General features: G+C 55.5%; 19 protein-coding genes. 9 read left to right on the forward strand and 10 right to left on the reverse strand.

What is annotated here, in order from left to right:
* Positions 1-50: 50 nt before the first annotated feature.
* Positions 51-2,033 carry a bifunctional 2',3'-cyclic-nucleotide 2'-phosphodiesterase/3'-nucleotidase gene (locus BW958_RS11090; protein WP_076575946.1) on the reverse strand — a complete coding sequence of 661 codons (1,983 nt, stop codon included), beginning with the start codon at positions 2,031-2,033 and terminating at the stop codon, positions 51-53.
* A gap of 178 nt (positions 2,034-2,211) precedes the next feature.
* Here BW958_RS11090 and uvrD point away from each other — a divergent pair, with 178 nt between their 5' ends.
* From uvrD to BW958_RS11110, 4 genes are all read left to right on the forward strand, one after another.
* Entirely contained in the window at positions 2,212-4,383 is a 2,172-nt protein-coding gene (gene uvrD / locus BW958_RS11095; protein WP_076575806.1) for a DNA helicase II, read from the forward strand.
* A 190-nt stretch (positions 4,384-4,573) separates the two neighbouring features.
* Complete coding sequence (locus BW958_RS11100; protein WP_076575807.1) at positions 4,574-6,556, forward strand: STM2767 family DEAD/DEAH box helicase; 1,983 nt, start codon at positions 4,574-4,576, stop codon at positions 6,554-6,556.
* On the forward strand, positions 6,553-7,194 hold the full coding sequence (locus BW958_RS11105) for an STM2766 family helicase-associated protein (RefSeq protein ID WP_076575808.1): 642 nt from the start codon (positions 6,553-6,555) through the stop codon (positions 7,192-7,194). The genes BW958_RS11100 and BW958_RS11105 overlap by 4 nt, the downstream gene beginning before the upstream one ends.
* Before the next feature lie 337 nt (positions 7,195-7,531).
* The gene (locus BW958_RS11110) at positions 7,532-7,900 is read left to right on the forward strand and encodes a hypothetical protein (protein WP_076575809.1); all 369 of its coding nucleotides are present in this window, start codon (positions 7,532-7,534) and stop codon (positions 7,898-7,900) included.
* Positions 7,901-8,048: 148 nt separating this feature from the next.
* Here the strand turns inward: BW958_RS11110 and BW958_RS11115 are convergent, their stop codons facing one another.
* The 3 genes from BW958_RS11115 to BW958_RS11125 all read right to left on the reverse strand — a co-directional run bounded on the left by BW958_RS11115 (position 8,049) and on the right by BW958_RS11125 (position 10,002).
* Positions 8,049-8,519: a GNAT family N-acetyltransferase gene (locus BW958_RS11115; protein ID WP_076575810.1), complete on the reverse strand. Its 471-nt coding sequence runs from the start codon at positions 8,517-8,519 to the stop codon at positions 8,049-8,051.
* Between the two features lie 173 nt (positions 8,520-8,692).
* Complete coding sequence (locus tag BW958_RS11120; RefSeq protein ID WP_076575811.1) at positions 8,693-9,271, reverse strand: ester cyclase; 579 nt, start codon at positions 9,269-9,271, stop codon at positions 8,693-8,695.
* 107 nt (positions 9,272-9,378) lie between these two features.
* Positions 9,379-10,002, reverse strand: coding sequence for an NADPH-dependent F420 reductase (locus BW958_RS11125; protein ID WP_076575812.1), 624 nt, complete (start codon positions 10,000-10,002; stop codon positions 9,379-9,381).
* A gap of 139 nt (positions 10,003-10,141) precedes the next feature.
* Here BW958_RS11125 and BW958_RS11130 point away from each other — a divergent pair, with 139 nt between their 5' ends.
* Positions 10,142-11,035: a LysR family transcriptional regulator gene (locus BW958_RS11130; RefSeq protein WP_218641761.1), complete on the forward strand. Its 894-nt coding sequence runs from the start codon at positions 10,142-10,144 to the stop codon at positions 11,033-11,035.
* Between the two features lie 356 nt (positions 11,036-11,391).
* Here BW958_RS11130 and BW958_RS11135 read toward each other — a convergent pair whose 3' ends face one another.
* Both BW958_RS11135 and ydfZ read right to left on the reverse strand, forming a co-directional pair.
* On the reverse strand, positions 11,392-12,846 hold the full coding sequence (locus BW958_RS11135; RefSeq protein WP_076575813.1) for a sensor domain-containing diguanylate cyclase: 1,455 nt from the start codon (positions 12,844-12,846) through the stop codon (positions 11,392-11,394).
* Between the two features lie 240 nt (positions 12,847-13,086).
* Entirely contained in the window at positions 13,087-13,284 is a 198-nt protein-coding gene (gene ydfZ / locus BW958_RS11140; RefSeq protein WP_076575814.1) for a putative selenium delivery protein YdfZ, read from the reverse strand.
* Between the two features lie 235 nt (positions 13,285-13,519).
* Here ydfZ and BW958_RS11145 point away from each other — a divergent pair, with 235 nt between their 5' ends.
* Positions 13,520-14,020, forward strand: coding sequence for a DUF1993 domain-containing protein (locus tag BW958_RS11145; protein ID WP_076575815.1), 501 nt, complete (start codon positions 13,520-13,522; stop codon positions 14,018-14,020).
* 213 nt (positions 14,021-14,233) lie between these two features.
* On the opposite strand, the gene BW958_RS11150 is transcribed toward BW958_RS11145, so the two are convergent.
* Positions 14,234-15,097: a helix-turn-helix domain-containing protein gene (locus BW958_RS11150; RefSeq protein WP_076575816.1), complete on the reverse strand. Its 864-nt coding sequence runs from the start codon at positions 15,095-15,097 to the stop codon at positions 14,234-14,236.
* A gap of 170 nt (positions 15,098-15,267) precedes the next feature.
* On the opposite strand from BW958_RS11150, the gene BW958_RS11155 reads away from it, so the two are divergent.
* Positions 15,268-16,188 carry a DMT family transporter gene (locus BW958_RS11155; RefSeq protein WP_076575817.1) on the forward strand — a complete coding sequence of 307 codons (921 nt, stop codon included), beginning with the start codon at positions 15,268-15,270 and terminating at the stop codon, positions 16,186-16,188.
* Positions 16,189-16,380: 192 nt separating this feature from the next.
* On the forward strand, positions 16,381-18,537 hold the full coding sequence (locus tag BW958_RS11160; RefSeq protein ID WP_256701983.1) for a hypothetical protein: 2,157 nt from the start codon (positions 16,381-16,383) through the stop codon (positions 18,535-18,537).
* Positions 18,538-18,615: 78 nt separating this feature from the next.
* Here BW958_RS11160 and BW958_RS11165 read toward each other — a convergent pair whose 3' ends face one another.
* The 3 genes from BW958_RS11165 to BW958_RS11175 form a co-directional block, all read right to left on the reverse strand.
* Entirely contained in the window at positions 18,616-19,002 is a 387-nt protein-coding gene (locus BW958_RS11165) for a hypothetical protein (protein ID WP_076575818.1), read from the reverse strand.
* A gap of 141 nt (positions 19,003-19,143) precedes the next feature.
* The gene (locus tag BW958_RS11170; protein ID WP_083687316.1) at positions 19,144-20,259 is read right to left on the reverse strand and encodes a YeeE/YedE family protein; all 1,116 of its coding nucleotides are present in this window, start codon (positions 20,257-20,259) and stop codon (positions 19,144-19,146) included.
* Positions 20,260-20,354: 95 nt separating this feature from the next.
* A complete protein-coding gene (locus BW958_RS11175; protein ID WP_076575819.1) occupies positions 20,355-21,650 on the reverse strand; it encodes a methyl-accepting chemotaxis protein in 1,296 nt (431 codons plus the stop codon).
* 172 nt (positions 21,651-21,822) lie between these two features.
* Here BW958_RS11175 and BW958_RS11180 point away from each other — a divergent pair, with 172 nt between their 5' ends.
* Positions 21,823-22,422, forward strand: a complete 600-nt coding sequence (locus BW958_RS11180) for a chromophore lyase CpcT/CpeT (protein ID WP_256701984.1) — start codon at positions 21,823-21,825, stop codon at positions 22,420-22,422.

The raw sequence follows: 22,422 nt of genomic DNA on the forward strand, positions 1-22,422 counted from the left end.
AGCAAAACAGGGCGGCACAATGGCCGCCCTGTTGCACGCTGATTTGCACCTTAGTGGGTCAGACGATAAACCCCATAGCCCGGATTGGCCGTATCCTGCTCGGGCAGTGTATGCAAATAGTGCAGACGCTGGCCGGCCTCGGCGCGGGCCTCGGCACGCGGCGAGGAGTAGATGCGCACATCGGCCCCTTGTGGCAACGGCGCCATCTGCCAGTTGCCATCGGCGCGCGGCGCAAAGCCCTGCGGATGATCCTTGGCCAGCTTGACCAGATATTCCGAGATGATCTCGCGGGTCTCCTTGGGATCTTCGTGCACGATCACCTTGCCGTTGATGCCCGGGAAGTGACCGCCACCGCTGGCGCGGTAGTTGTTGGTGACCACATAGAACATCTGGGCCGGATCGACCGGTTTGCCCTGCCAGGTCAGCTGGCGGATACGCTGGCCGTCGCTCACCTTGGCGCCGTCCTTGTCATAGCGGGCCGGTTGGGTCACGTCGATCTGGTAGTGCACCCCGTCAATCACGTCGAAGTTGTAGGTGGGGAAGCCCTTGTTCACCAGATCCTGCGGCGCCTTGCTGGCCGTATCGATGCGGTTGAACTGACCGGCACTCATCTCCAGCCACTCCTTCACCGTCGCGCCGTTGATGGCGACCACCTGCAGGGTGTTGGGATAGATATAGAGATCCGATACGTTGCGCAGCGAAATGCTGCCGGCCGGCACCCAGGTGTAATCGGTGATGCCGTTGCGACCGCCACGGAACGGCGCGGCGGCCGAGAGCAGCGGCCACGACTCTTTGAGCAGACCGCTCTGGCGCAGACTTTGTGCGTGCCACAGCTGGGCATCGCTGACGATCTGCACCGACGGATCATCCTGTACCAGTGCAAAGAAGCTCTGTAGCGGCGTGGTGATGCGGCCGAGCGGCGAGTCGAGCCAGCGGTTGGTCGCCTCGTGGTCGGCCTGAACATTCTGCACTACCTGCTGATCGACCGGGCTGCCGGCGCTGCTGTCAATCTGGCGCAGCTGGGCATGGCTGCCCGCCACCTGCCAGCGGCCCTGCTGATAGGTCAGCTTGAGATCGATAATGCCGAGGTGGTTGCCCCAAAAGCCCGGCATCACGGTCGGCACCCCGGCAATGGTGCCCTTCTGGTTGTCGATGCCTGCGATATCCGGATAGTCGCCCGGGAAGTTTTTGTGGGCATGGCCCAGCATCAGGGCGTCGATGCCTTTCACCTGCGCCAGATAGTAAGCGGCGTTCTCCATCAGCTGCTCGCGGCTGTTGGCGTTAATGCCGGTGTGAGCGACCACCACCACCACATCAGCACCCTTGGCGCGCATCTCGGGGATGTAGTGCTCGGCGGTTTCCACCATATCGGCCACCACCACCTTGCCTTCGAGATGGCGCTTGTCCCACTGCATCACCTGCGGCGGCGTCAGCCCCAGCACCCCGACCTTGATGCTCTGTTCATGGCCCTGACTGTCGATCACCTTGCGATCGAGCAGCAGATATGGGGTGAAGTGCGCTTTGTTCCACGCGATCTGCCCCTTGCCGTCACGGCCAAAAGCGCCGGCATCAAAGACGTTGGCGTTCACATAGGGGAAGTTGGCCCCCTTGAGGGTCTGCGACAGATAGTTCAGGCCATAGTTGAACTCGTGGTTGCCGAGGTTACCGGCGTCATAACCGAGCGTATTCATCGCCTTGAATACCGGATGCGGCTGGCGGGCCAGATAACCGCTCTTCTCCTGCTGGGCAAACACATAGTCTGCCAGCGGCGAGCCCTGGATCAGGTCACCGTTGTCGAGCAGCACGCTGTTGGGGTTTTCGCTGCGCGCCTGACGGATCAGCAGGGCGGTGCGCGACAGACCGAACTTGGGGTTTTCCTTGTTCTGGTAGTAGTCAAAGCCGAGCAGGTTGGAGTGAATATCGGAGGTCTGCATCAGGCGCAGGGTGACATCGCCCGGTTGGGGTGTGGCCTGCTGACAGCCAGCGAGCAGCAGCACGGCCGCCACGGCGCCAAGGCGGGTGGAAAGAACCATCATATTGATTTCTCATCGTTATGTTGCCAGTCGGCGGATTGTAATTGGATTAACGATGAATTTTTGTGACAGTGCCAACAGGCTCCTGTATTGCGACCGAATGGGGATGTGCAACGGTGATGGTCATCCGCCGCCACTTCCGTATAATGACACGCTGTATAAATAAACAGGAGTGGTGATGGACGTTTCAAGCCTGCTCGATGGCCTTAACGACAAGCAACGGGATGCGGTGGCAGCACCGCGCGGCAACCTGCTGGTGCTGGCCGGAGCCGGCTCGGGCAAGACCCGGGTTCTGGTGCACCGCATCGCCTGGCTGATGCAGGTCGAGCAGTGCTCGCCCTTCTCCATTCTGTCGGTCACCTTTACCAACAAAGCGGCGGCAGAGATGCGTGGCCGGGTCGAGCGGGTGCTGGGCGGTGCGGTGCGCGGCATGTGGATTGGCACTTTCCACGGTATTGCCCACCGTTTGCTGCGCGCCCATCACCTCGACGCCAATTTGCCGCAGGATTTCCAGATCCTCGACTCGGACGATCAGCTGCGGCTGGTGCGCCGGGTGATCCGCGCCCTCAACCTCGACGAGAAGCACTGGGTGCCGCGCGAGGTGACCGGTTATATCAACCGCAAGAAAGACGAGGGGCTGCGCCCCGGCGATATCGATCTCTACGGCGATCCGGTGACCCGCACCTACCAGAAGATCTATCAGGCCTATCAGGAGACCTGTGATCGCGCTGGGCTGGTGGACTTTGCCGAACTGCTGCTGCGCGCCCACGAGCTGTGGCTCAACCGCCCGCATATCCTCGAGCACTACCGCGACCGCTTCCAGAACATTCTGGTGGACGAGTTTCAGGATACCAACGGCGTGCAGTACGCCTGGCTGCGCATGCTGGCCGGCGACAGCGGCAAGGTGATGATCGTCGGTGACGATGACCAGTCCATCTATGGCTGGCGCGGCGCCAAGATTGAGAACATCCACCGCTTCCTGAGCGACTATCCCGGCGCAGAGACCATCCGGCTGGAGCAGAACTACCGCTCCACCGCCACCATCCTCAAGGCCGCCAACCAGGTGATCGCCAACAACGCCGAGCGCCTGGGCAAAGAGCTGTGGACCGAAGGCGTCGAGGGCGAACCCATCTCTCTGTATGCCGCCTTTAACGAGGTGGACGAAGCGCGCTTCGTGGTCGGGCGCCTGAAAGAGTGGCGCGACAAGGGCGGCCTGCTGGCCGACTGCGCCATTCTTTACCGCTCTAACGCCCAGTCGCGGGTGCTGGAAGAAGCCCTGATGCAAGACGCCATGCCCTATCGCATTTATGGCGGTCTGCGCTTCTTCGAACGGCAGGAAATCAAGGACGCGCTCGCCTATCTGCGCCTGATTAACAACCGAGGCGACGACGCCAGCTTCGAGCGGGTGGTCAACACCCCGACCCGTGGCATTGGCGATCGCACTCTCGATATCATCCGTGGTCATGCCCGCGATCGCGCCCTTAACCTGTGGCAGGCGGCGCGTGAGCTGCTCAATGACAAGGTGCTGTCGGGCCGCGCCGGTAATGCCGTGGGTGGCTTTGTCGAGCTGATCGATGCCCTCGAACAGCAGATCAGCCTGCAACCTTTGCACCTGCAGGCCGATATCGCCATTCAGGCTTCCGGCCTCAAGGCCATGTATCTGGCCGAGAAGGGGGAGAAATCCCAGGCGCGGGTAGAAAACCTGGAGGAACTGGTGAGCGCCTGCCGCCAGTTCACCCGTCCGGAAGAGGCCGACGAGATGAGCGATCTCTCGGCGTTTCTCGCCAACGCCGCCCTCGAGGCCGGTGAAGGGCAGGCCGACGAACACGCCGATGCGGTGCAGCTGATGACGCTACACAGCGCCAAGGGGCTGGAGTTTCCCATGGTGTTTATGGTCGGGGTGGAGGAGGGGATGTTCCCCAGCCAACAGACCACCGAAGAGGCCGGCCGTCTCGAAGAGGAGCGCCGCCTCTGCTACGTCGGCATGACCCGCGCCATGGAGAAGCTCTATCTCTGCTATGCCGAGAGCCGCCGCATCTATGGCCGCGAGATGTTCCACAAGCCGAGCCGCTTTATCCGCGAAATGCCCGCCGAGTGCCTGGAGGAGATCCGCCTGCGCACCCAGGTCAGCCGCCCGACCCAGTACGGCCGCTTTAGCCAGAGCGAAGTGCAGCAGAGCTTTAGCCAGAGTGGTTTCAACCTCGGCCAGCGCGTGCGCCATCCCAAGTTTGGTGAAGGCACGGTTCTGAACTACGAAGGGGTGGGCCCACAAAGCCGGGTGCAGATCCACTTCGACGACTCCGGCGCTAAATGGCTGGTGGCGGCGTATGCGAGGTTGGAGGCGCTCTGAATAGAGTAGGATTTTTAATGAACCAACCCAGCTTAGGCTGGGTTTTTTATATCCATCACGTTTTAGCTTTAATGATGTGATGCAACAAACACGTTTAGATATTCTAATCCACGATGCTAGATTGTTCATGCAGTTTATTGGTAATCTTTGCTCATAAGGCTAAGGGATTCTCAACAGAAAGGCTAACCTCATGTCTAACTATTGTTTTTATTCTGATGACGCATTAGTTCTTGCTGAAAAGTCAGGTATCAAATCTGACATTGATTTGTTTGCCAAAACGAAGAAAAAGCAAACATATGTCCTCTGTCGTCCTCTTTCAAAGGATGATTCCAGTTATGATTACGAAAGTGCAATTGTGATTTTTTCTGCTGGCATAAGTCCATGCTTTGTTAATATTGATGGAGATGAGGAGGCTTTTGAAGAGTATGTTGATGATTTTCTTGAGGATGTCGCATATCTGTCGGAAAAGTTCAAATATCGGGACAAAATAGGTAGAAAAAAGAAGTGGGAAAGTCTTTTTAAATCAGTAGGGATAGAGGATTTTTCATTTAAGGATTTAAAACTAGATAAAAAAGAATCGAGGATAGTGGATTTGATCATATCATTAATAGTCGGAAGTATTAATGATATGTCTAAGATTAACTTGGATGCGGATAACATTTTGGATTCAGTTAAGTCAAAAATTATTCTTTTTGATACAGATCAGACTAGTTTTGTATTTAAAGCTGGGTTCGGAAAGAAATATGTTATTCAGGGGCTTGCTGGCTCTGGTAAGACAGAATTGTTGCTTCATAAACTAAAGGAGATATATTCAAAGAACTCTGAAGCTAAAATTGCCTTTACTTGCTTTAATAAAATCCTAGCATCTACAATGAAAACTAGAATACCTGATTTTTTTGATTTTATGAGGGTTGAGAGACAAATTGATTGGGGTAATAAACTCTTTTGCTTCCATTCTTGGGGAAGTGGCAGAGAACCAAATTCAGGTATGTATCGCTATATTTGCCATTACTATGATATCCCCTTTGGTACATTTTCATCCGGTTCCTTTGAATGGCTCTGTAAAAAAGCAATCGATGATATAAAAAGTAAAAAATGGGAAAAAGAAAAAGCCTTTGACTATGTCTTTGTTGATGAGAGCCAAGATTTTCCTCAAAGTTTTCTTGATCTGTGTGAATTGGTTACCGAAAAAAAGGTCTTTATTGCTGGTGATGTTTTCCAAAATATCTTTAGACCAATAGCTGATAATGTTAATCGCGCCGACATGGTGTTGAAGAAATGTTATAGAACTGACCCTAAAAACCTCATGTTTTCACATGCATTGGGTATGGGGTTGTATGAAAAACCGGTTCTTCGTTGGTTAAAAAATGCTGAATGGGATGCCTGTGGCTACAACCATAAAGAAACTAAAGGGAGAGTGCATCTCTCACGAGACCCACTTAGACGTTTTGAAGATATACCACAAAATTTTAAAAGCACATCACTACATGAAATAGATAACGATAGCGATTTGTCAAATTCAATAATAGATATTATAAGTGGCATGAAGCTCAGGCATCCCACGCTCACCCAAGGGGATGTGGCTGTTATATTTTTAGATACGGAGCGATATATCTATGATGAGGTTTCTAAGTTAGCTAGAACTGTTAAGGCAAACCTTGGGTGGGACTCCAATGTGTCTTTTGAGAGTAAATCAAGGGAGTCCAATAAATTTTTCATATCAAATATAAACAATGCTAAAGGATTGGAATTTCCCTTTGTAATCTGTTTTGCAAAGAATCTGACTAGAAGCTCTTCTTTCAGGAACGCATTGTATACAATGATGACTCGTTCTTTCTTAGAAAGTCATTTGATTCTTGGTAGTACAACAGATAAGGATGTTCTTAGGAATATCAATGAAGGGTTAGAGTTTTTGACGGAAAATAATTATATGGACATTCGTCTGCCGACTAAGGAAGAAATAGATAAGCAAAAAGATTTCATCGTGCTAGATGAAGAGATTTCACTGGACTCTCTTGTTAAACGATACTGTGCAGGGCGTAAATCAAGTCCGAGATTAATTGCGAAAATAATTAACAATGTATCAAAGATATTGTCAGAAATTGATGATTATGATACTGATTACGTTCAGGGTATAATCGAGCTGGAATATCAAAGGAATAAGGTGCTATGAGTGCGTATTTCTTTAATGAAATTCCCCATTCGCACATGGATAAATTTGTCGCCGTGAGAGATACTTACAGTAACTTAGAGAATCTACTCAATGTTGTCGAGGCATTAAATAGTTGTTCTTACTCTCGAGTTAACTACCCTGGTGCATTTGATCTTGCGATATTCACTGGAGATGTTAAGCGAGTGTTGGTAAAAAAAAGGGATGGTTTTTTTACTATGAGCTTGCCTTTTCAGCTGATTGATCATGGCTTAAATGTTGTTTTTAATTACGATGAGTTTGGGTTGGTGATAGATTCTGCGACAACTTACTATCTAAAAAATGCAATAAATACATGTCGAGAAGGAACATACTGTAATGATAATGTGGTGTTTTCACTGCATGAAAGTTTTGGCCTAGACTTCAATGAGGCTATTTTATATTCAGATATGTTATCATCTCTTTTACTAAAAGAACATGGATACTTTAGATTTGATGATGATATGGATAATGCGAACAAAAAAATTCATCCACGATATCATTTTGATTTTTTCTGTACGAATTCATCGGGCATTAAAATTGGCGTAGAAGAAAATGTGGAGGCACCTTTCTTTATTGATTTGTTTGATTTGCAAAAAGATAGGCCGTTTATTATTAAGTAGCAAATATACTCTTAGGTGTCTACGGAAATAAATTGTAACCTCACCTTTTTTACCGTGGCGTAGTGGGTGCTTTGGCTTAAGGCGTTGCGCCAAGGGGGGGGAGCAGGTGTAGGGTGCAATAAGCGCGGCGCATTGCACCGCTCGCTAATCGAGCTCCGCACGGGCTGCACCAACACGTAACGCTTTTGCGGGCCACCATTGGTGCAATTCACTGCGTTCATTGCACCCTACGTTCATACGTTCCGGCCGCTGCGGCGCAAGGTGGTGGAGGGGCTGCTATCTTTGGTGGGCGAGCGCGTTAAGCGCGTCCATCCATAGCAGCAGAAGGAACTGTAGCATGTTGAAAAATATCGCAATTGGCCTGACGTTGAGCCTGTGTTCAACCCTTAGCGCCTATGCCAATCCGGGGCAAGATGCCAAAGATTGCCTAACGGTCAGCAATGGCGAGGAGAAGGTTATATTCCACAACGCCTGTGATGAACAGATCTTTGTCTTGTGGTGTGGCAATTTGAAATACTCCAACCAACGCTGCGGCGATGGGCCGGATGGCGGCTTCTATACCCACTCCAACAATCTTGCGCCGGGGCAGGATTATGATATCGACGTGGTCGGTGAATATAATTACGCGACCTGCCGTGGCGGGATCGATTTTGGCCACAGCAAATACAAAGATTTCCCGGATGGCAGTTATCAGTGCCTGCAATAAGTGGCTCGCCAAGCGGACATGACAAGGGGTGACCAACTCACGCCAATCCCGTTTCTCGGAATTAAGTCCGTAATTTCCGATAAAAGTGGCTCCCGGTCGGGCGCCACTTTTTGTTATCAAGAGCCCGAGATCTCGCGGTGCTGATGCGTTATAGCGGCTTGCTCATATTGATGCCGGTGACCTGAAAACCGCTGACCTCATACAGATGGCGGGCGCGCTCATTATCACCGGCCACCCGCAGTTTGATTTGTGCAAAACCACGCGCCTTGAGGGCCTCCCCCAGCAGTTGCAGCGCCTGTTTGCCCAGCCCTTTCCCTTGATGGTCGGGGTGGATATAAAAATCGTAAATAAAGGCTTCACGCATCGCCGCGTCGGCCTTGTACCAGAGATAACCCAGTGCGTTATCCGGGTGCTTGGCCGAATCGACCAGGCAGAGCAGAACATGGCCGGCACTGTTGACCCCGTCGGGCAGGCTGACACTGATCTCCCGTCTGGCCTGCTCTCGCGCCTCGCTTTCGGATAACCGGTAGTTCGCTACAATCTCGGCGGCGTAGTCGGGGATAAAGTAGTCGAGATAGGCGGCAAACTCGTCGGCGCGCATCGGCCTTAATAGCATCATGGGGCAATCCTTTCTCGGGTGGTGCTTGCGCATTGCCCCAGCTTACTCGAAAGCGCGGCCGACTGTCCCGCTGGCCTGAGTGTGGATAAATGATGGGCGTTTAAAAAAACACCGGCTTATCGCCGGTGTCAGGTCTTTTGCGCGTCGTAACGACTGCTTGGCAATGTGATTGCTTATTGGGCCAGACCAATTTGCTTCATAAACGACTGGTTGTCGTACATCAGCCACTCTTCATCCATCACACCCGCTTTATTCCAGTGACCTATGGTCATCATGCCGATGCTGAAGGGCTTGCCGGTGGCGGCAATGGTCTTGCCATTACCAATCGGCATAGGCTTGGAGAAGGTGCCGGTAATGGTGCCGGAAACCGCCGTCCACTCACCTGAGGCGATGCGGATTGGATGCTCTTTGATGCGGGTATCCGGCGCAAACACAAACATGGGTTTCAGCTCTTCAATATGACTGGCCAGCCCTTTGGTAACCCGACCATCAGGGTAATGCACCGTGATGTTCTTGGCGTGGGATTTACCCAATTCATCCCACTTCTGACCGCTATAAACGTTGAAGTCGAGATCATCAAAGTTCTTCAAATTGGCCTGCTCGGTTGCCCTGGTTTTGGCAATTTCTGCGACTTGAGCTTTTAATGCGGCCAGCTCGGCTTTTTCTGCACTGGATAACTCTTTGGCAGAGACCTGAGTGGTGATGCTGCCGACCAACAGTGCCGAAGCGATATAAACCCATTTTGCGTTCATCATATATCCCTTATCAATGAAGATGACTCAACCCGATATCAGGGGTGGGTGAGCGGGCCGCCGCGTTATCGCAAGGCCGCCCGCCATATTGGTGTGCGTGATGTGAATTACAGGCCAGCCCAGACTGGTGCGATGGCGGTGCCCAGACCCGCGCCATAACCCAGGTAAATATTGAAACCGGCCACAGCTTCCAAATAACGGGCGTTTTTCAGACCGCCGGCATCCACCACCTTAAAGCCCATATCGGCAGCCACGCTGGTGACGCTGGCTTTCGCGGCGGCATCGTCACTGGCGACAAAGACTTGTACCTGTTCACCGGACGGCAGCTTGGCACCACCGGCCAACACTTGGGCAAAGACGGTATTAAATGCCTTCACCAGCCTGATGCCCGGCACGGCTTTAACGATCTCTTCGGCCGAGGAGGTGCTGTGGCCAATGGTCAGCCCCATGTAATCGGCAGTCAGCGGGTTGGTAATATCGATAACGGTCTTGCCGCTGATATCACCCAGTGATTGCAGCGCGGTGACGGCATCGCCCGCAGCGGTAGCCAGCACAATCAGGTCGGCACTGGCAGCGGTTTTGGCATCGACGGCGGTGGCGCCATGAGCCTTTGCCACCGCGGCGGCTTTCTCGCCGTCAATGGCGGTGACCAGAACGGTGTGGCCTGCCTGAGCAAATTGCTTAACGAAACCGGAACCCATGTTGCCTGCGCCAATTACGGATACTTTCATGATCGTTTCCCCTCGGTGAATGTGTCGTTGTCATCAGGTTGTTGATGACCTTGGTGCTAATACTACTTGCAATAATCGAACTAAAAAGCGCAGCATCGGCAATTGATTGTTACGTTTAATGTAATAGTGAGGTGAGGGGATGATTGATATCACCAAGGCCATGCAGGCGTTCGTTGCGGTGGTGGATAAGGGAAATTTTGTCTCGGCCGCTGAGATGCTGGATACATCGACGGCGGCGATTTCTCGCCAAATCAGTGGCTTGGAATCTCATCTTGGGGTGCGTCTGCTGCATCGCACCACCCGGCGCCTGTCGCTCACGGATATCGGGCAGGAGTTCTACTCCCGCTCGCAGTCGATCTTAAGTGATATTGCCGAAGCTGAATCGATGGCCGGGCAGGAGGTGCTGCAACCCAAAGGGATGCTACGGATCAGCGCGCCACACTCTTACGGGATTCATGAACTGGCCCCGTTGTTGACGGTGTTTCGGCGGCAATATCCCGATTTGCGTCTTGATATCGATCTGTCAGATCGGGTAGTTGATCTCGCCAACGAGGGCATTGATGTGGCGCTGCGTATCTCGCGCGCGCTCACCTCACAGCTGATTGCCAGAAGGTTGCACGAAATCAGCATGATTGTCTGCGCCACCCCGGCCTATCTGAAGCAGCATGGCTGCCCGCAGAGCCCGGACGATCTGAGCGAGCATGCCATTCTCAACTATTCATACCTTTCGACCGGTGAGAACTGGGCATTTACCCATCAGGATGGCAGTGAGGTGAGTATTCGCGTTCACCCGACGGTGCAGGCCACCAATGGCGAGCTGTTGACCACCCTGGCACTGGATGACGCCGGCATTATCGTGCAGCCCGACTTTATTCTGGCCCCCTATCTGGCGCGCGGTGAGCTGGTGCCCATCCTGCCGCAGTGGTCGATGGGGCGATTCTATCTCTACGCCCTCTATCTCAGTCGCAAGCACCTGTCTGCCAAGGTGCGGGCGTTTATCGACTTTATGGCCGAGCAAGCCGCGCAGCGTTAATTGGCTGGCGGCTATGATCCGTTAGAAAGGGGGGTTTGCTAAGGGCATCGAGAATGCGTCTGTTAACCCAGGCGGCCGATCCGCGAACCCGCTTCATCAATATGCCGGGACAGCGCGTCAAGGCATGGTGCGAAGTTGGCCGACAGACCATGATTTTTTGCTCGATGCACAGGGCGCATATGCAGTAGCAACGGCAATCAGGCAGTGGATTCGCGCGTTGCCACCGGTTCGTTAGGTTCCTGTTTTATTGATAAGCATCCCATCAGGCTAATCAGATCCTTCTCTGAAAAGCATCACGGCCACCCGAGGGTGGCCGTGATGTGATTACGCTATGGTGCGGGTTGCCAGCGCCGCGTTTAGGTCGATAGCACCACGCGGTTGCGGCCTTCGGCCTTGGCTCGATAGAGCGCCTTGTCGGCCCGGTTGATCACCAGACTGGCTTCGTTGTCGTGATACTCAGCCGCGCCGGCGCTCAACGTCACGCCAACACTGGCGCCGTTGACCTCAAAGCTCATCGCCGCCACCGCCTCGCGGATCTTGTTACCGATACTGGCGCAGGCCAGCCCGTCACAATCGACCAGCACCGCGATAAACTCCTCGCCGCCCCAGCGGCAGAGGATATCCGAGGCGCGCAAGGTTGAGCGGATCTCCTGGGCAACGCGGCGCAGCACCATATCGCCCACCTCATGGCCAAACTTGTCATTGATCTGTTTGAAGTGGTCGATGTCCATCAGCAGGATCGAGGTCACCTGCTGCTGACGCTGGGCTTGAGACAGGGCATGGTCAAAGGTCACCTGAAACACCTGCCGACTGAGGGTGCCGGTCAGCTTGTCGGTGCTGGCCATCTGCTCCAGGCGGCGTTGATAGCGGCCCAGCGTCAGGTTAGCCACCACCAGAATCGCCAGCGTGACCAGTGCACTGACCAGCAGGTTGCCAAGCAGCGTGGTCTGCAGCGTTGATTCCGATTCGTGCTCGGTCTGCTCAACCATCAGATACCACTTGAACTCCGGCACCAGCCGGCTGTTCAGATAGACGTCGCGGCCGTTGCGCTCGTACTGAAACGAGCTGCTTGGCGAGGTGAGGATGCGGGTTGCCAGCGGCGAGAGCGCCGGATCATCGTGCAGGTCTGCCGCCCCGTGGAACTGGCTGCCATGCAATGTGACCTTGCCGTTGCTATCGACGAAATAGACGGTGCGGTTATAGCGCTGCTGGTACTTTTCGATCAGCTGCTTGACCTTATCGACGCCCAGCCCCACACCGGTGACCCCAATCAGCCCTTTATCGAAGTCATAGACCCGGTAGTTGACGAACACATTGGTCTTGGTGCGATCCGCCGTGTCGGTATCGATGTTGATCTCATACTCCTCGCCGGGGGTGAGATCGCGCACGCGAAAATACCAGGCATCGGCCGGGTCGCGCTGACTGATGGTTTTCAGCAGGCCGGTGGAGTGGTAATAGCGGCGGGTTTTATCCGACACATAGAAGCTGGTGATGGTGCCGAAGCGATCCTGGATCTCTTTCAGATAGCGGATCATCGGCGCGGGGTTCTGTTCATCGGTCATCGCCCAGTCGCGCACAAAGGTGTCGTGCGACATCAGTGACGAGATAAAGATGGGCCGCAGCAAATCCTGCTGGATTTCCGAATAGATGTTGTCGCTGGTCAGCGGCAGGGTATTGGTTTCAATCTGTTCGCGTAGCGAGTTGTGAGCAACCCGATAGCTGCTCCAGCTGATCAAGAAAAAGGCCGACAACAGCAACAAGCTGAGTAGCCACACCAGCTTGCGTTTGTCCGTCCATAACCGGCTCGGCATTTGCACTCCCTGTTAAACGTTTGCCCTTCACAAGAGCGGGCGCCAGCGTAACGGAGAATGATCGAGCGATGCAACCGGGGGCTGAGTAAAAAGACGATAAAAAACAAGGTGTGGCCAAAGGCGTACCCAGATGATGCAGCGCAGAAGAGCAATCAGAAGCAGACCATCAAAAACCTGGCAGCAATCGTATTGCGCGTCTTACTGCCAGGTGAATTGTAAAGAGTAGGGTGACAGTCGTTATCAGCCTAGTCTAATCAACTCGATGGGCGCGAAGCGCTCTTCGGCGTGTTCCAGTTGCACACACTTCTCATGCTCCGCCTGATAGGCCGTCATATTGTCGGTGTGAGCTTCCTTGAGGTAATCCACGGTGCCGGTGGCGGCAATCATGACGCGCTGGCCGATGGTCAGTGCATTTCGGTTCCGGTCATAGATCTTCATTGCATCCTCCTTATCGTATGTCCAGAAAGCCCAGTCAGACTACGCCCCGCAAAAAGTGAGATTTATGTCACAGATCAAAAAAGGACCAGCAAGACCCCAAACGGTCCCCATTCTTCACCAGTTGGTGATGAGAGCGGCAGGAGGACGTGTTGTGCTTTTTGCGGTGATCCAGCAAGGGGATGGAGTATAGTGATGGCCGCTTGTAAACCAGCCTTTAACCAAACGAGAACGCACCATGAATCGTGATATCGCTGCCCAGTTTATCAAGATGCTGACCAACCTCGACCACTGCCTGGCCAAGGCGGCCGAGCATGCTGAGGCAAAGAAATTCAATGTGGACAACTTCTTTGGCGATCGCCTGATCGTCGATATGCTGCCGTTTAGCAAACAGGTGCTGATCTGCTGTGACGCCGCCCGTGCCGGCGTGGCAACTGCCAGCCACAGCGACGTACCGGTGCTGGGTGATGACCCCAAGACCATGGCGGATCTGCGTGCCCATGTAGAGAAGACCATCGCCTATCTGCAAAGCAAGCTCGACGCCGACTTCAGCCGGTTTGAAAGTGGCCGCTACGCCCCGCATTGGGCCGGTGGCAAAGCGATGGATGGCCACACCTGCGTGCACGAATACGCCATCCCCAACTTCTACTTCCACCTGACCATGGTGTATGCCCTGCTGCGCCGCGCCGGTGTGGATCTCGGCAAGCGCGATTATCTGGGCGCGCTGAACATGCAATAAGTTGCCTCTGCCCTGTCATTGCCAATGCAGGCAATGGCAGGGCGCTGCACTGTGGCGGTCGTTCTGACTGCCACACCTCACCGGCCGCAGGAGGCGATATGCTGGTGATCATTACGTGAGATCACCGCACTACCTCCCACAATACCCTCTCATTTCTGGCTGGATTTTTGCTGCGTCTATCGCCTCAGACATCTGTTATGCCAAACCCGCCGGTTAGCGATTGCGCCGCAGGGCTGATGGTGTCTGCCCGCGGGCGGTGCGATAGCAGTTGGAAAAGTGACTGGTTGAGCTAAACCCGCAGGCTAACGCAATCTCGGTGATAGAGAGTGCGCTGGCGGTGAGCAGGGTGTCGGCGCGTGCCAGCCGCCGTGCTTGCAGATATTGGTGTGGGCTTTGCCCCAGACTCTGTTTGAACATACGGGCGAAGTGGTATTCGCTCAATCCCGCCTCGGTTGCCAGCACGCTGAGCGGCAGCGGCTGATCCAGATGTTGTTCGATATACTCACACACCCGCCTTGCTACGTTAGGCGCCAGACCGCCACGCACCGCCGGCAGGCGCCAGTCAAACTCGCAATAGCGACTCAGCAGATGGTTAAGCAGCAGGTTGGCCGTGCTGGAGAGCAGCAGTCGGTTGCTCTTCTCCTGCCAAGCGTGGCCGAGTAGAAACTGGCGATAGAGGCTGGTGATCTGCGGGTCGTTGGCAAACACCCGTTTGTCGAGTCGCAGCGATGCCGGACTGCGATCGAAGGTCTGCTCGGCCAGCGTCATCAGGTGGTGATCAGTGCAGTAAAGATGAACAAAACTCACCGCGCCACGCACATCCCAGACCGATTCGCTCTCCTTGGGCATAAAGCAGAAACGATCCGGCGCACCGCCGTTGTGCCAGCCCACCCGTCCCTTGTGATAGCACTGGTAGCCATCGGCCACATAGAGGCTGAGGGTGTGATGATTGGCTTGCTGAGTGATGCGGTCGTTGCGGTTGGTCCAAGCGGCCAGTTGAACGCCGGAGTCGAGCTCCAGACTGTCGTGCAGCTCGGCGTGGTGCTGATGCAGCTGTGCGAAGGCCTGGTAGGTCATGGCTCATTCCTGATAATGCCGGAGAGCCAGTTTAGCGAGCGGGTGCGGCTCACAGCCAGCCGCTGGCATGAAAAAAGCGCAAGATTCTGCAAGTGGCGCAATCCCCTGACAGCGGACGGCCCGCGCACCCGATAGGGTAGTGGTTCATCCGTCACGCAGGGAGTCTGGCCATGAGCCTTCTGTTATACGTCACCGTGGTGCTGATCTGGGGCACCACCTGGATCGCCATCGTCATGCAACAAGGGGTGGTCGATCCCACCGTGTCGGTGTTCTACCGCTTTGTCTTGGCCGCCGGAGTGCTGATGGTGACGCTGCTGCTCAGTGGCCGCCTCAAGCCACTGCGCGGGCGCGACCATCTCTGGTGTCTGGCGCAAGGGGCGAGTGTGTTTTGCCTCAATTTTTACTGCTTCTATCACGCGGTCAGCTATATCAGCAGCGGCATGGAGGCGGTGATTTTTTCGATGGCGGTGCTGTTTAATGCCCTCAGCAGCGCGCTGTTTTTTCGGCAGCCGATCAAGCGCGGTTTCTGGTTGGCCGCTCTGCTCGGCCTGAGCGGTATGCTGACGTTGTTCTGGCCCGAACTTGCCAGCGCCAACCCCGAGCCGGGTCTGTTTATCGGCATCGGACTGAGCCTGCTTGGCACCTACTGTTTCTCGCTGGGCAATATGATCAGTGCCCGTCATCAGCGTCATGGGCTGGATCTGTGGACCACCAACGGCTGGGGCATGAGCTATGGCGCGCTGTTCACCGGATTGCTGGTGGTGGGGCAGGGTTTGCCACTGACGCTCGATACTCGCCCCTCCTATCTTGGCGCGCTCCTCTATCTGGCGCTGTTTGGCTCGATTGTCGCTTTTGCTGCCTACTTTCAGCTGCTCAAGCGGATTGGTGCCAGCCAGGCGGCCTACTCCACCCTACTGTTCCCGCTAGTGGCGCTGAGCGTATCGACCCTGTTTGAGGATTATCACTGGCAGCTGAGCAGCGTGCTCGGCATGGTGCTGATCCTGGTGGGTAATCTGGCGATGTTTCCACATCTGCTCCGTTGGCCATTGAGCAGGTTGACTCGTCCGGCACTGGACAGCGCCACGCGCTAACGGGTGGTGCTGAGTGGCGCCATCTCACACTTTATGCTGCGAGATATGCCCCGGCTCACAGTCTGATTAATAACTGCAATGTAACTGCTTCAAAATCGTCTAAATTTTGTTGGTTATGGGTAAAGAGACATTAAGCGAACAAACAACCGTCTCTCCCTGGCAGTGTGCGCTACAGACGGAGGATGCCCCACTATGACCACCCAACACGACGATCTCGAGCAGACGATGCTGAGTGAACCGGAAACGACAGAGGTCAGCGATGTTGTCGAACAACCGGCAGCGCTGGCCGAGGTAGTCAGCCAAGAGCGCTATCTCTATTACACCGAGAGCGATCTGGGACGCATCCTGAACAACCTGGAGCTGCTGCGCGGCTCTGTCTTTCCCTCCATGTCGCCAGCCAATGACTCGACCGAGCATGCCCACCCCCACTTCCCGGCGGTGTGCCTGGTGGGGCTGGGGCGCTGCGGTTCCAACATTGCGCTGGATGTGGCCTCGCTGGTGTATAACGCGCGCAGTTTCTACTTGGACGAATTCAAGAGCGAAGAGCAGAAGCGGCGCGAGAAAGAGTTTGGTCCGGTACGCTGGATCCGGCGTAATCTGCGGATGCAGAACAACTCGGCCAAGCCGGTGTTTCTGATTGAGCCGCTGGTGATGCTGGGGGATCTCGACAAAGACATCGATGGCCGTATCCGCCTGTCGCACCGTGCCGGACAGGGCGGTTTCCTGAACGACTACTCCAAGATGAAGGTGATGGATCTCTCCGAGATCCACGCAGGCGGTGCCGGTAACGCCCCGATCCTCGGCCAGTATCTGGCCAAGATCATCCTCAACAAGAACACCCAGTATTTCGCCAACTCCGACTGGCAGTATATCCACTCCTATCTGGTGGATTCGTGCGGCATCAAAGCCAACCAGTCGCGGCTCTACTTCTACATCTTCAGTGCCGGCGGCGGTACTGGCTCGGGGATGGCCTCGGAGTTCGGTCTGGCCCAGCAATACTCCTACATGAGCAAGACCTTCTCGCCGCCGAGTGAGGATGATGAGCTGTCGCTCGGTCAGCACTTCATGTTTGACCCCATCTTCACCAGCGGCATCTGCATCCTGCCCAACATCTGTGATCGCGGGGTCGAGATCTCCGAAGCGCTGCATATCAACGCCGGACGCCTGCTGTGTAAGTACCTGTCGGAAGAGTGGGATTTCTCTTACAACTTCGACAACGAGCAGACCAGCGACATCAGCATGATGAAGCGAATCCGCCCGTGGAACGCCATGATGCTGATCTCCAACGACATCATGCGTTATGCCGAGGAGAGCGATGACGGCGAGATCCAGCATATCGACGTCAACACCATGGAGAAGTACGCCAACCAGTACATCTCCCAGCAGATCTTCAACATCCTGACGGCTCAGGCGGTCACCACCGACTACGACGAAAACTACTTCCGCCGCGCCGGTATCGATATCAGCGAAACTATCCGTCTCGATGCCAACGATCTGTTTATGAGCCTGGCGGGCCCGGTGGCGGTGGCCTATGCCGAGTCGGTGATCCCGGATACCGGCGGTGCGCTGGCCGACAAGATAAAATTGTTCGACCGCAGTGGTGGACTGGATATCGACGATCTCTTCTCGCGCTCTATCGAGTTGCCGCACTTTAACAAGAACACCCAGGCTATCGAGGGGATCAGCCTGCTGCCCATCGAGGCCAACCACTACCGTGAAAGCCTCGACCGTTATGTGAAGAGCGGCTACAACCCGGATGAGTTGAGCGAGCTGCACTTCTTCAAGAACTGCTCGTCGGTGGTGTCGATCATTTCGTTGCCCAAAGAGTACAAGCTCTCCTACATGGATCTGAACCGGCTCAAATCACACCTCAACGGCCTGTTCCCCAACACCACCCTCAAGCGCTATGCTCTGGTGATTGGTGCGTCGGCCAACATTTCGCTGACCACCCTGATCGTCAAGAGCCCGTGCCTGAGCGACGATTTCCTCACTCTCATCGTCTCTTTTATCAAACGCTGCTTTGCCCGCGATCACTATCGCTTCGGCGAGCACCTCGATCAGGCGATCCTCGACATGATCCGTGCCGAGGAGTTTGATGAGTCGCTGATGGAAGAGATGCTCAACGAGTATGAGAATCCGGCCAAGATTCTGGATACCAACTGGTACGCCATCAAGCCGATGTATGAGAAGAAGTATCGTGAACTGATCCGCGACAAGGAGAAGTTCGTGTCGATCAACGACATCCGCCTGAGCCGTGAGTGTGTGAAAAAAGCGGTGCAGTACCTGCGTGAAATCTACCGTCACAAGGTCAGCAAGACTCGCATCGTCACCCTCAATCCGAAGGATTAGGTGCGTGCACAGGTGTGCTGGATATGAACGGGGGCGCAGCAGCGCCCCTTATTTTTTTGTGCTGTCAGATCAACTCACTCAGACGCCGGCCGCTTGCGGGTTGTACTTGGCATCAACCGGTACCGGCGTGCAGGGGCCGCTGCTCTCGCCACTCTTGAGGGTCCACTGACCGCTGAAGCGGCCATCACTCTCCTGTTTGATGTCCACCACGATCGCCTTGGCACTGGCCTGATAGTGGTCGGGACCTAACTGCTTGAGTGGCAATTTTTCATTATAAAAATGCAGAAAACCGTCGCCGTGGCTGATGGCGGGTTCGGCCATCTCACCGTCGCGGCAGAGCAGTTGAAAGGCTGGCAGGCGGGTGGGCGCAGTGGCTCGTGCCGCCAAGGATGAGGGGGCTGCCTGGGTCGCGGTTGCCAGGGTCATCAGCAGGGCACTGCCTGCCAGCAGTAAACAGGTACGCATAAGGGCGCCTCTCAGGAAATGGCAAAGGAGCCACTCTAGGCAGCGGCGATGGCGGCGACAATGGGGAGTGCACCGTTTTGGGTGCTGATGAAGAGGAAGGCAATACGCTCGGACAGAGCCTGTCCGAGCGCATGGGATTGTCTAAACCGAGAGACCGAAACGTGGCCGCAGGCGCAGGCCAATCAGGCTGCCAGCCAGAGCCATCAACATCCAGAGCCAGCCGTGCAGACTGCCTGACGCGGTGCCATCAAAATAACCCCCCAGGTTACACAGACTGTACATGGCGCCGACCCCCATCAGGATCCCGCCCAGCATGCCAGCCAGAATGGCGCCGTTGTGGGTCGGGCCTGCTTTGGGAGCGCCACTGAGGCAGTGCGCCAGCGCCGCACCGAGCACACCGAGAACAAACATGCCGATCATTGGGTTGGCCAGCAGGGGCTGCGCCAGCTTGGGGTTGCCGGCAAACAGGCCGAACAGGGAGCCAACGCGCAGGGAGAGATCATAGAGCGCGCCGGTGATGGTCCAGGCCGAACCATGCAGCGCCACTACGCTGGAGTTGAGCAGGGCAATGATGATCCCGCCGGTAAGCACAGTAAAGCGGCCGTCACGCCAGAAGGGATTGCCCTGACTCCATAAGGGCTGCAGCGTGCCGTGTCGGCGGAGTTCGACCTGACGGAAGATGAAATAGAGCAGTGCGATCAGCGCGAAGTTGAGCAGCATGCCGCTCCACAATCCGCCGGTCAGTTGCTTGAACAGGATCGGGTTACTGACAAAATGGCTGGCCATCCAGGGCTTGAGTGAGCCGCCGATCAGGGTGCCGATGCAGTAGCAGAGCAGCACTAGCCAGAAACGGGGTTGTCCTTCACCACAGCGATAGAGAGTGCCGGTGGCGCAGACGCCGGCCAGCTGCATGCCGATACCAAACAGGAACGCGCCGCCGACAAAGGGAATCCCGATGGGGACGATATTGCCGACCATGGGCTCGTCAAACAGGGAGTGGCCAAAGGAGAGTGCGGTGGTGAACAGCAGCAGTTCGATGGCGATGGTGAGCAGGTGAATGCGCACATAGTAACTGTTGCGACGGGCCAGCAGCTCACGCCAACCAAAAACAATGCCAAAGCGGCTGAAAGAGAGGGTAAATCCGAGACCAAGACCAATCAGTGCCATCCACACCCATTGGGCGCCCTGATGGATACCGAGATAATAAAGCGCTCCCCCCGCCAGAGCGGCGATGGGGAGCGACCATTGTCGGGACATGTTGAAACTCCGTGGTGCTAAAAAGTCGGAGCATCCTAGGCAGGTTGAGCCGGCCTCCCCATGACGGAGGTCAACTTGTCAGCGATTGGCGCCTCTTAACGCGACAGATTACGGATGGTCTGCGACACCGACTCGGCGCCCTCGATGATCTCCTCCATCACGCTGGCAATGCTATTGGCCTGCTCTTGGCCGGTCTCGGCCTTTTGGCTGACCGACGCCACGGTCTGGGTGATACCTGAGGTGATCTCGGAGTTTTTGCTGATCACGGTGGCAATCTCGCTGGTGGAGCTGGAGGTGCGGGCCGCCAGCTGGCGAACTTCGTCGGCTACCACGGCAAAGCCGCGTCCTTGATCCCCGGCGCGGGCGGCTTCGATGGCCGCGTTGAGTGCCAGCAGGTTGGTCTGATCGGCAATGCTGCTGATGGTCGAGATGATCGCCTCGATGTTGCGGGACTGGGCGTTGAGCTGCTCAATCTGCGCTGAGACCTGCTGCACCGTACCGTTGATATCGCGCGAGGTTGCGAGCACCTGATCGGTCAGCGTCTTGCCGCGATTGGCTGCCGTCAATGTGGTGGCGGTGACGGCGCCGGCTTGCTGCGACACTTCGCGGGCGGCATTGGCCTCTTCCACCCGGGCGGTGACATCACTGGCCAGTTTGACCACTTTTATCACCTTGTTGTCGTGATCGAGGATCGGGTTGTAGGTGGCCTCCAGCCAAACCGGCTGACCACCGCGACCGATGCGCATAAACAGCCCAGACTTAAGATCGCCGGCTGCCAGCTCTTGCCAGAAACGCGGGTTGTCGCGGTAGAAGGCGTCATCGCACAACATGCGGTGATGCTTGCCACTAATATCGGACAGGCTGTAGCCAAAGCAGCGCAAGAAGTTCTGGTTGGCGGTGATGATGCGACCATCGGGCTCAAACTCTATGGTGGCCAGTGACCGATCCAGCGCACTCAGCAGCGCTTGGGCACGCTCGGCGGCCTCCTGCCGGGCGGTCACATCGGCGGCAATTTTGGCCACACCGACCACTCGCCCCGCTTCGATGATGGGGAAATAGCTCGCCTCCAGCCAGACGGTGCGGCCATCTTTGGCCTTGCGGGCGAAGCGGCCATGCTGCTCCTGTCCGCTGCGCAGGTCACGCCAGAAGGCTTCATAACGGTTACTTTGCACCTCTTCGGAAAGACAGAGAGTGCGGTGGTGCTGGCCCATCACCTCTTCACGGCGATAGCCCATGATGGCGAGAAACTGCTCGTTGACGGCGGTGACCGTCCCTTCCGGGGTGAATTGAATAAAGGGTACCGATGACTCGATGGCGCGACGAAAGGCCTGTAGTGCCTGATTTTCTGCCTTCAGTTGCTCAGATTCCTGGGTCGTTCGATTCCAAAACATCTCATGTTCCTCGCGATAGCCTAAACATTTATTTTTAACTCTTGTTTGTGGGCATAGTGCCAGTTTGTGAAGCGTGTTGTCATCAGTGTGGTCAGGTTTTGAGCTGATCGACAGAACGGGCGCGCACAAAATCCTATAATGGCGGCCAAGTCGCTGAGGAAATGGAGTTTTTGTGCGAAGGCTGGTCTGGATGGCGTGCTGGTTTCTGTTCTCGCCGGGATGGGGCGCCGAGCTTGATCCACTGACCGGCTGGTTGACGGGCTCTTTTTCTACCCGCCAGCAGGCAGAGAGTGATGAGCGTTTTGCCGCCGTGGAACTGCACAGTCGCGAGATCTGGCAGGGAGAGGAGAGCGATCGCTGGATCTATCTCGAACAGACCTTGCAGCAAAAGGCGGCCCATCCTTTTCGTCAGCGTATCTTTCGCTTGCGCGCCGGCAGCTTCGGTGAGGTGCGCATGACCGAATACACCATGCCCAAAGCCAGCGATTTTCGTGGTGCCTGGCGCAATCCCGCCTTGCTGGCCAATCTCTCGGAAGCCCAACTGTCACGCCGCGAAGGGTGCGATATTGTGTTGCGTCGCCTGCCGACCGGCGATTATGAAGGGCGAAACCGGGTGGGTGAATGCCGCACCGACTTCGCCGGTGCCGACACGCTGGTGCAATATCTGTGGGTGGGACCGCTTTACCTGCGTATGCTCGATCGCGGCTATGATCAAGACGGCATGTTGCGCTGGGGCAGCCCCGGTGAGGGGTACTACTACCAGCGCCAGTGA

Origin of the sequence: Aeromonas sp. RU39B (assembly GCF_900156095.1) — a bacterium.
GTDB lineage: Bacteria > Pseudomonadota > Gammaproteobacteria > Enterobacterales > Aeromonadaceae > Aeromonas.

Bases quoted from the DNA above. Each gene is read 5' to 3' on its own strand.
- BW958_RS11145 (WP_076575815.1), top strand. From the start codon at position 13,520: ATGAATCGTGATATCGCTGCCCAGTTTATCAAGATGCTGACCAACCTC.
- BW958_RS11110 (WP_076575809.1), top strand. From the start codon at position 7,532: ATGTTGAAAAATATCGCAATTGGCCTGACGTTGAGCCTGTGTTCAACC.
- BW958_RS11170 (WP_083687316.1), bottom strand. From the start codon at position 20,259: ATGTCCCGACAATGGTCGCTCCCCATCGCCGCTCTGGCGGGGGGAGCG.
- BW958_RS11150 (WP_076575816.1), bottom strand. From the start codon at position 15,097: ATGACCTACCAGGCCTTCGCACAGCTGCATCAGCACCACGCCGAGCTG.
- BW958_RS11125 (WP_076575812.1), bottom strand. From the start codon at position 10,002: ATGAAAGTATCCGTAATTGGCGCAGGCAACATGGGTTCCGGTTTCGTT.
- BW958_RS11155 (WP_076575817.1), top strand. From the start codon at position 15,268: ATGAGCCTTCTGTTATACGTCACCGTGGTGCTGATCTGGGGCACCACC.
- BW958_RS11090 (WP_076575946.1), bottom strand. From the start codon at position 2,033: ATGGTTCTTTCCACCCGCCTTGGCGCCGTGGCGGCCGTGCTGCTGCTC.
- BW958_RS11130 (WP_218641761.1), top strand. From the start codon at position 10,142: ATGATTGATATCACCAAGGCCATGCAGGCGTTCGTTGCGGTGGTGGAT.
- BW958_RS11105 (WP_076575808.1), top strand. From the start codon at position 6,553: ATGAGTGCGTATTTCTTTAATGAAATTCCCCATTCGCACATGGATAAA.
- BW958_RS11160 (WP_256701983.1), top strand. From the start codon at position 16,381: ATGACCACCCAACACGACGATCTCGAGCAGACGATGCTGAGTGAACCG.
- BW958_RS11135 (WP_076575813.1), bottom strand. From the start codon at position 12,846: ATGCCGAGCCGGTTATGGACGGACAAACGCAAGCTGGTGTGGCTACTC.
- ydfZ (WP_076575814.1), bottom strand. From the start codon at position 13,284: ATGAAGATCTATGACCGGAACCGAAATGCACTGACCATCGGCCAGCGC.
- BW958_RS11175 (WP_076575819.1), bottom strand. From the start codon at position 21,650: ATGTTTTGGAATCGAACGACCCAGGAATCTGAGCAACTGAAGGCAGAA.
- BW958_RS11100 (WP_076575807.1), top strand. From the start codon at position 4,574: ATGTCTAACTATTGTTTTTATTCTGATGACGCATTAGTTCTTGCTGAA.
- BW958_RS11120 (WP_076575811.1), bottom strand. From the start codon at position 9,271: ATGAACGCAAAATGGGTTTATATCGCTTCGGCACTGTTGGTCGGCAGC.
- BW958_RS11115 (WP_076575810.1), bottom strand. From the start codon at position 8,519: ATGATGCTATTAAGGCCGATGCGCGCCGACGAGTTTGCCGCCTATCTC.
- BW958_RS11165 (WP_076575818.1), bottom strand. From the start codon at position 19,002: ATGCGTACCTGTTTACTGCTGGCAGGCAGTGCCCTGCTGATGACCCTG.
- uvrD (WP_076575806.1), top strand. From the start codon at position 2,212: ATGGACGTTTCAAGCCTGCTCGATGGCCTTAACGACAAGCAACGGGAT.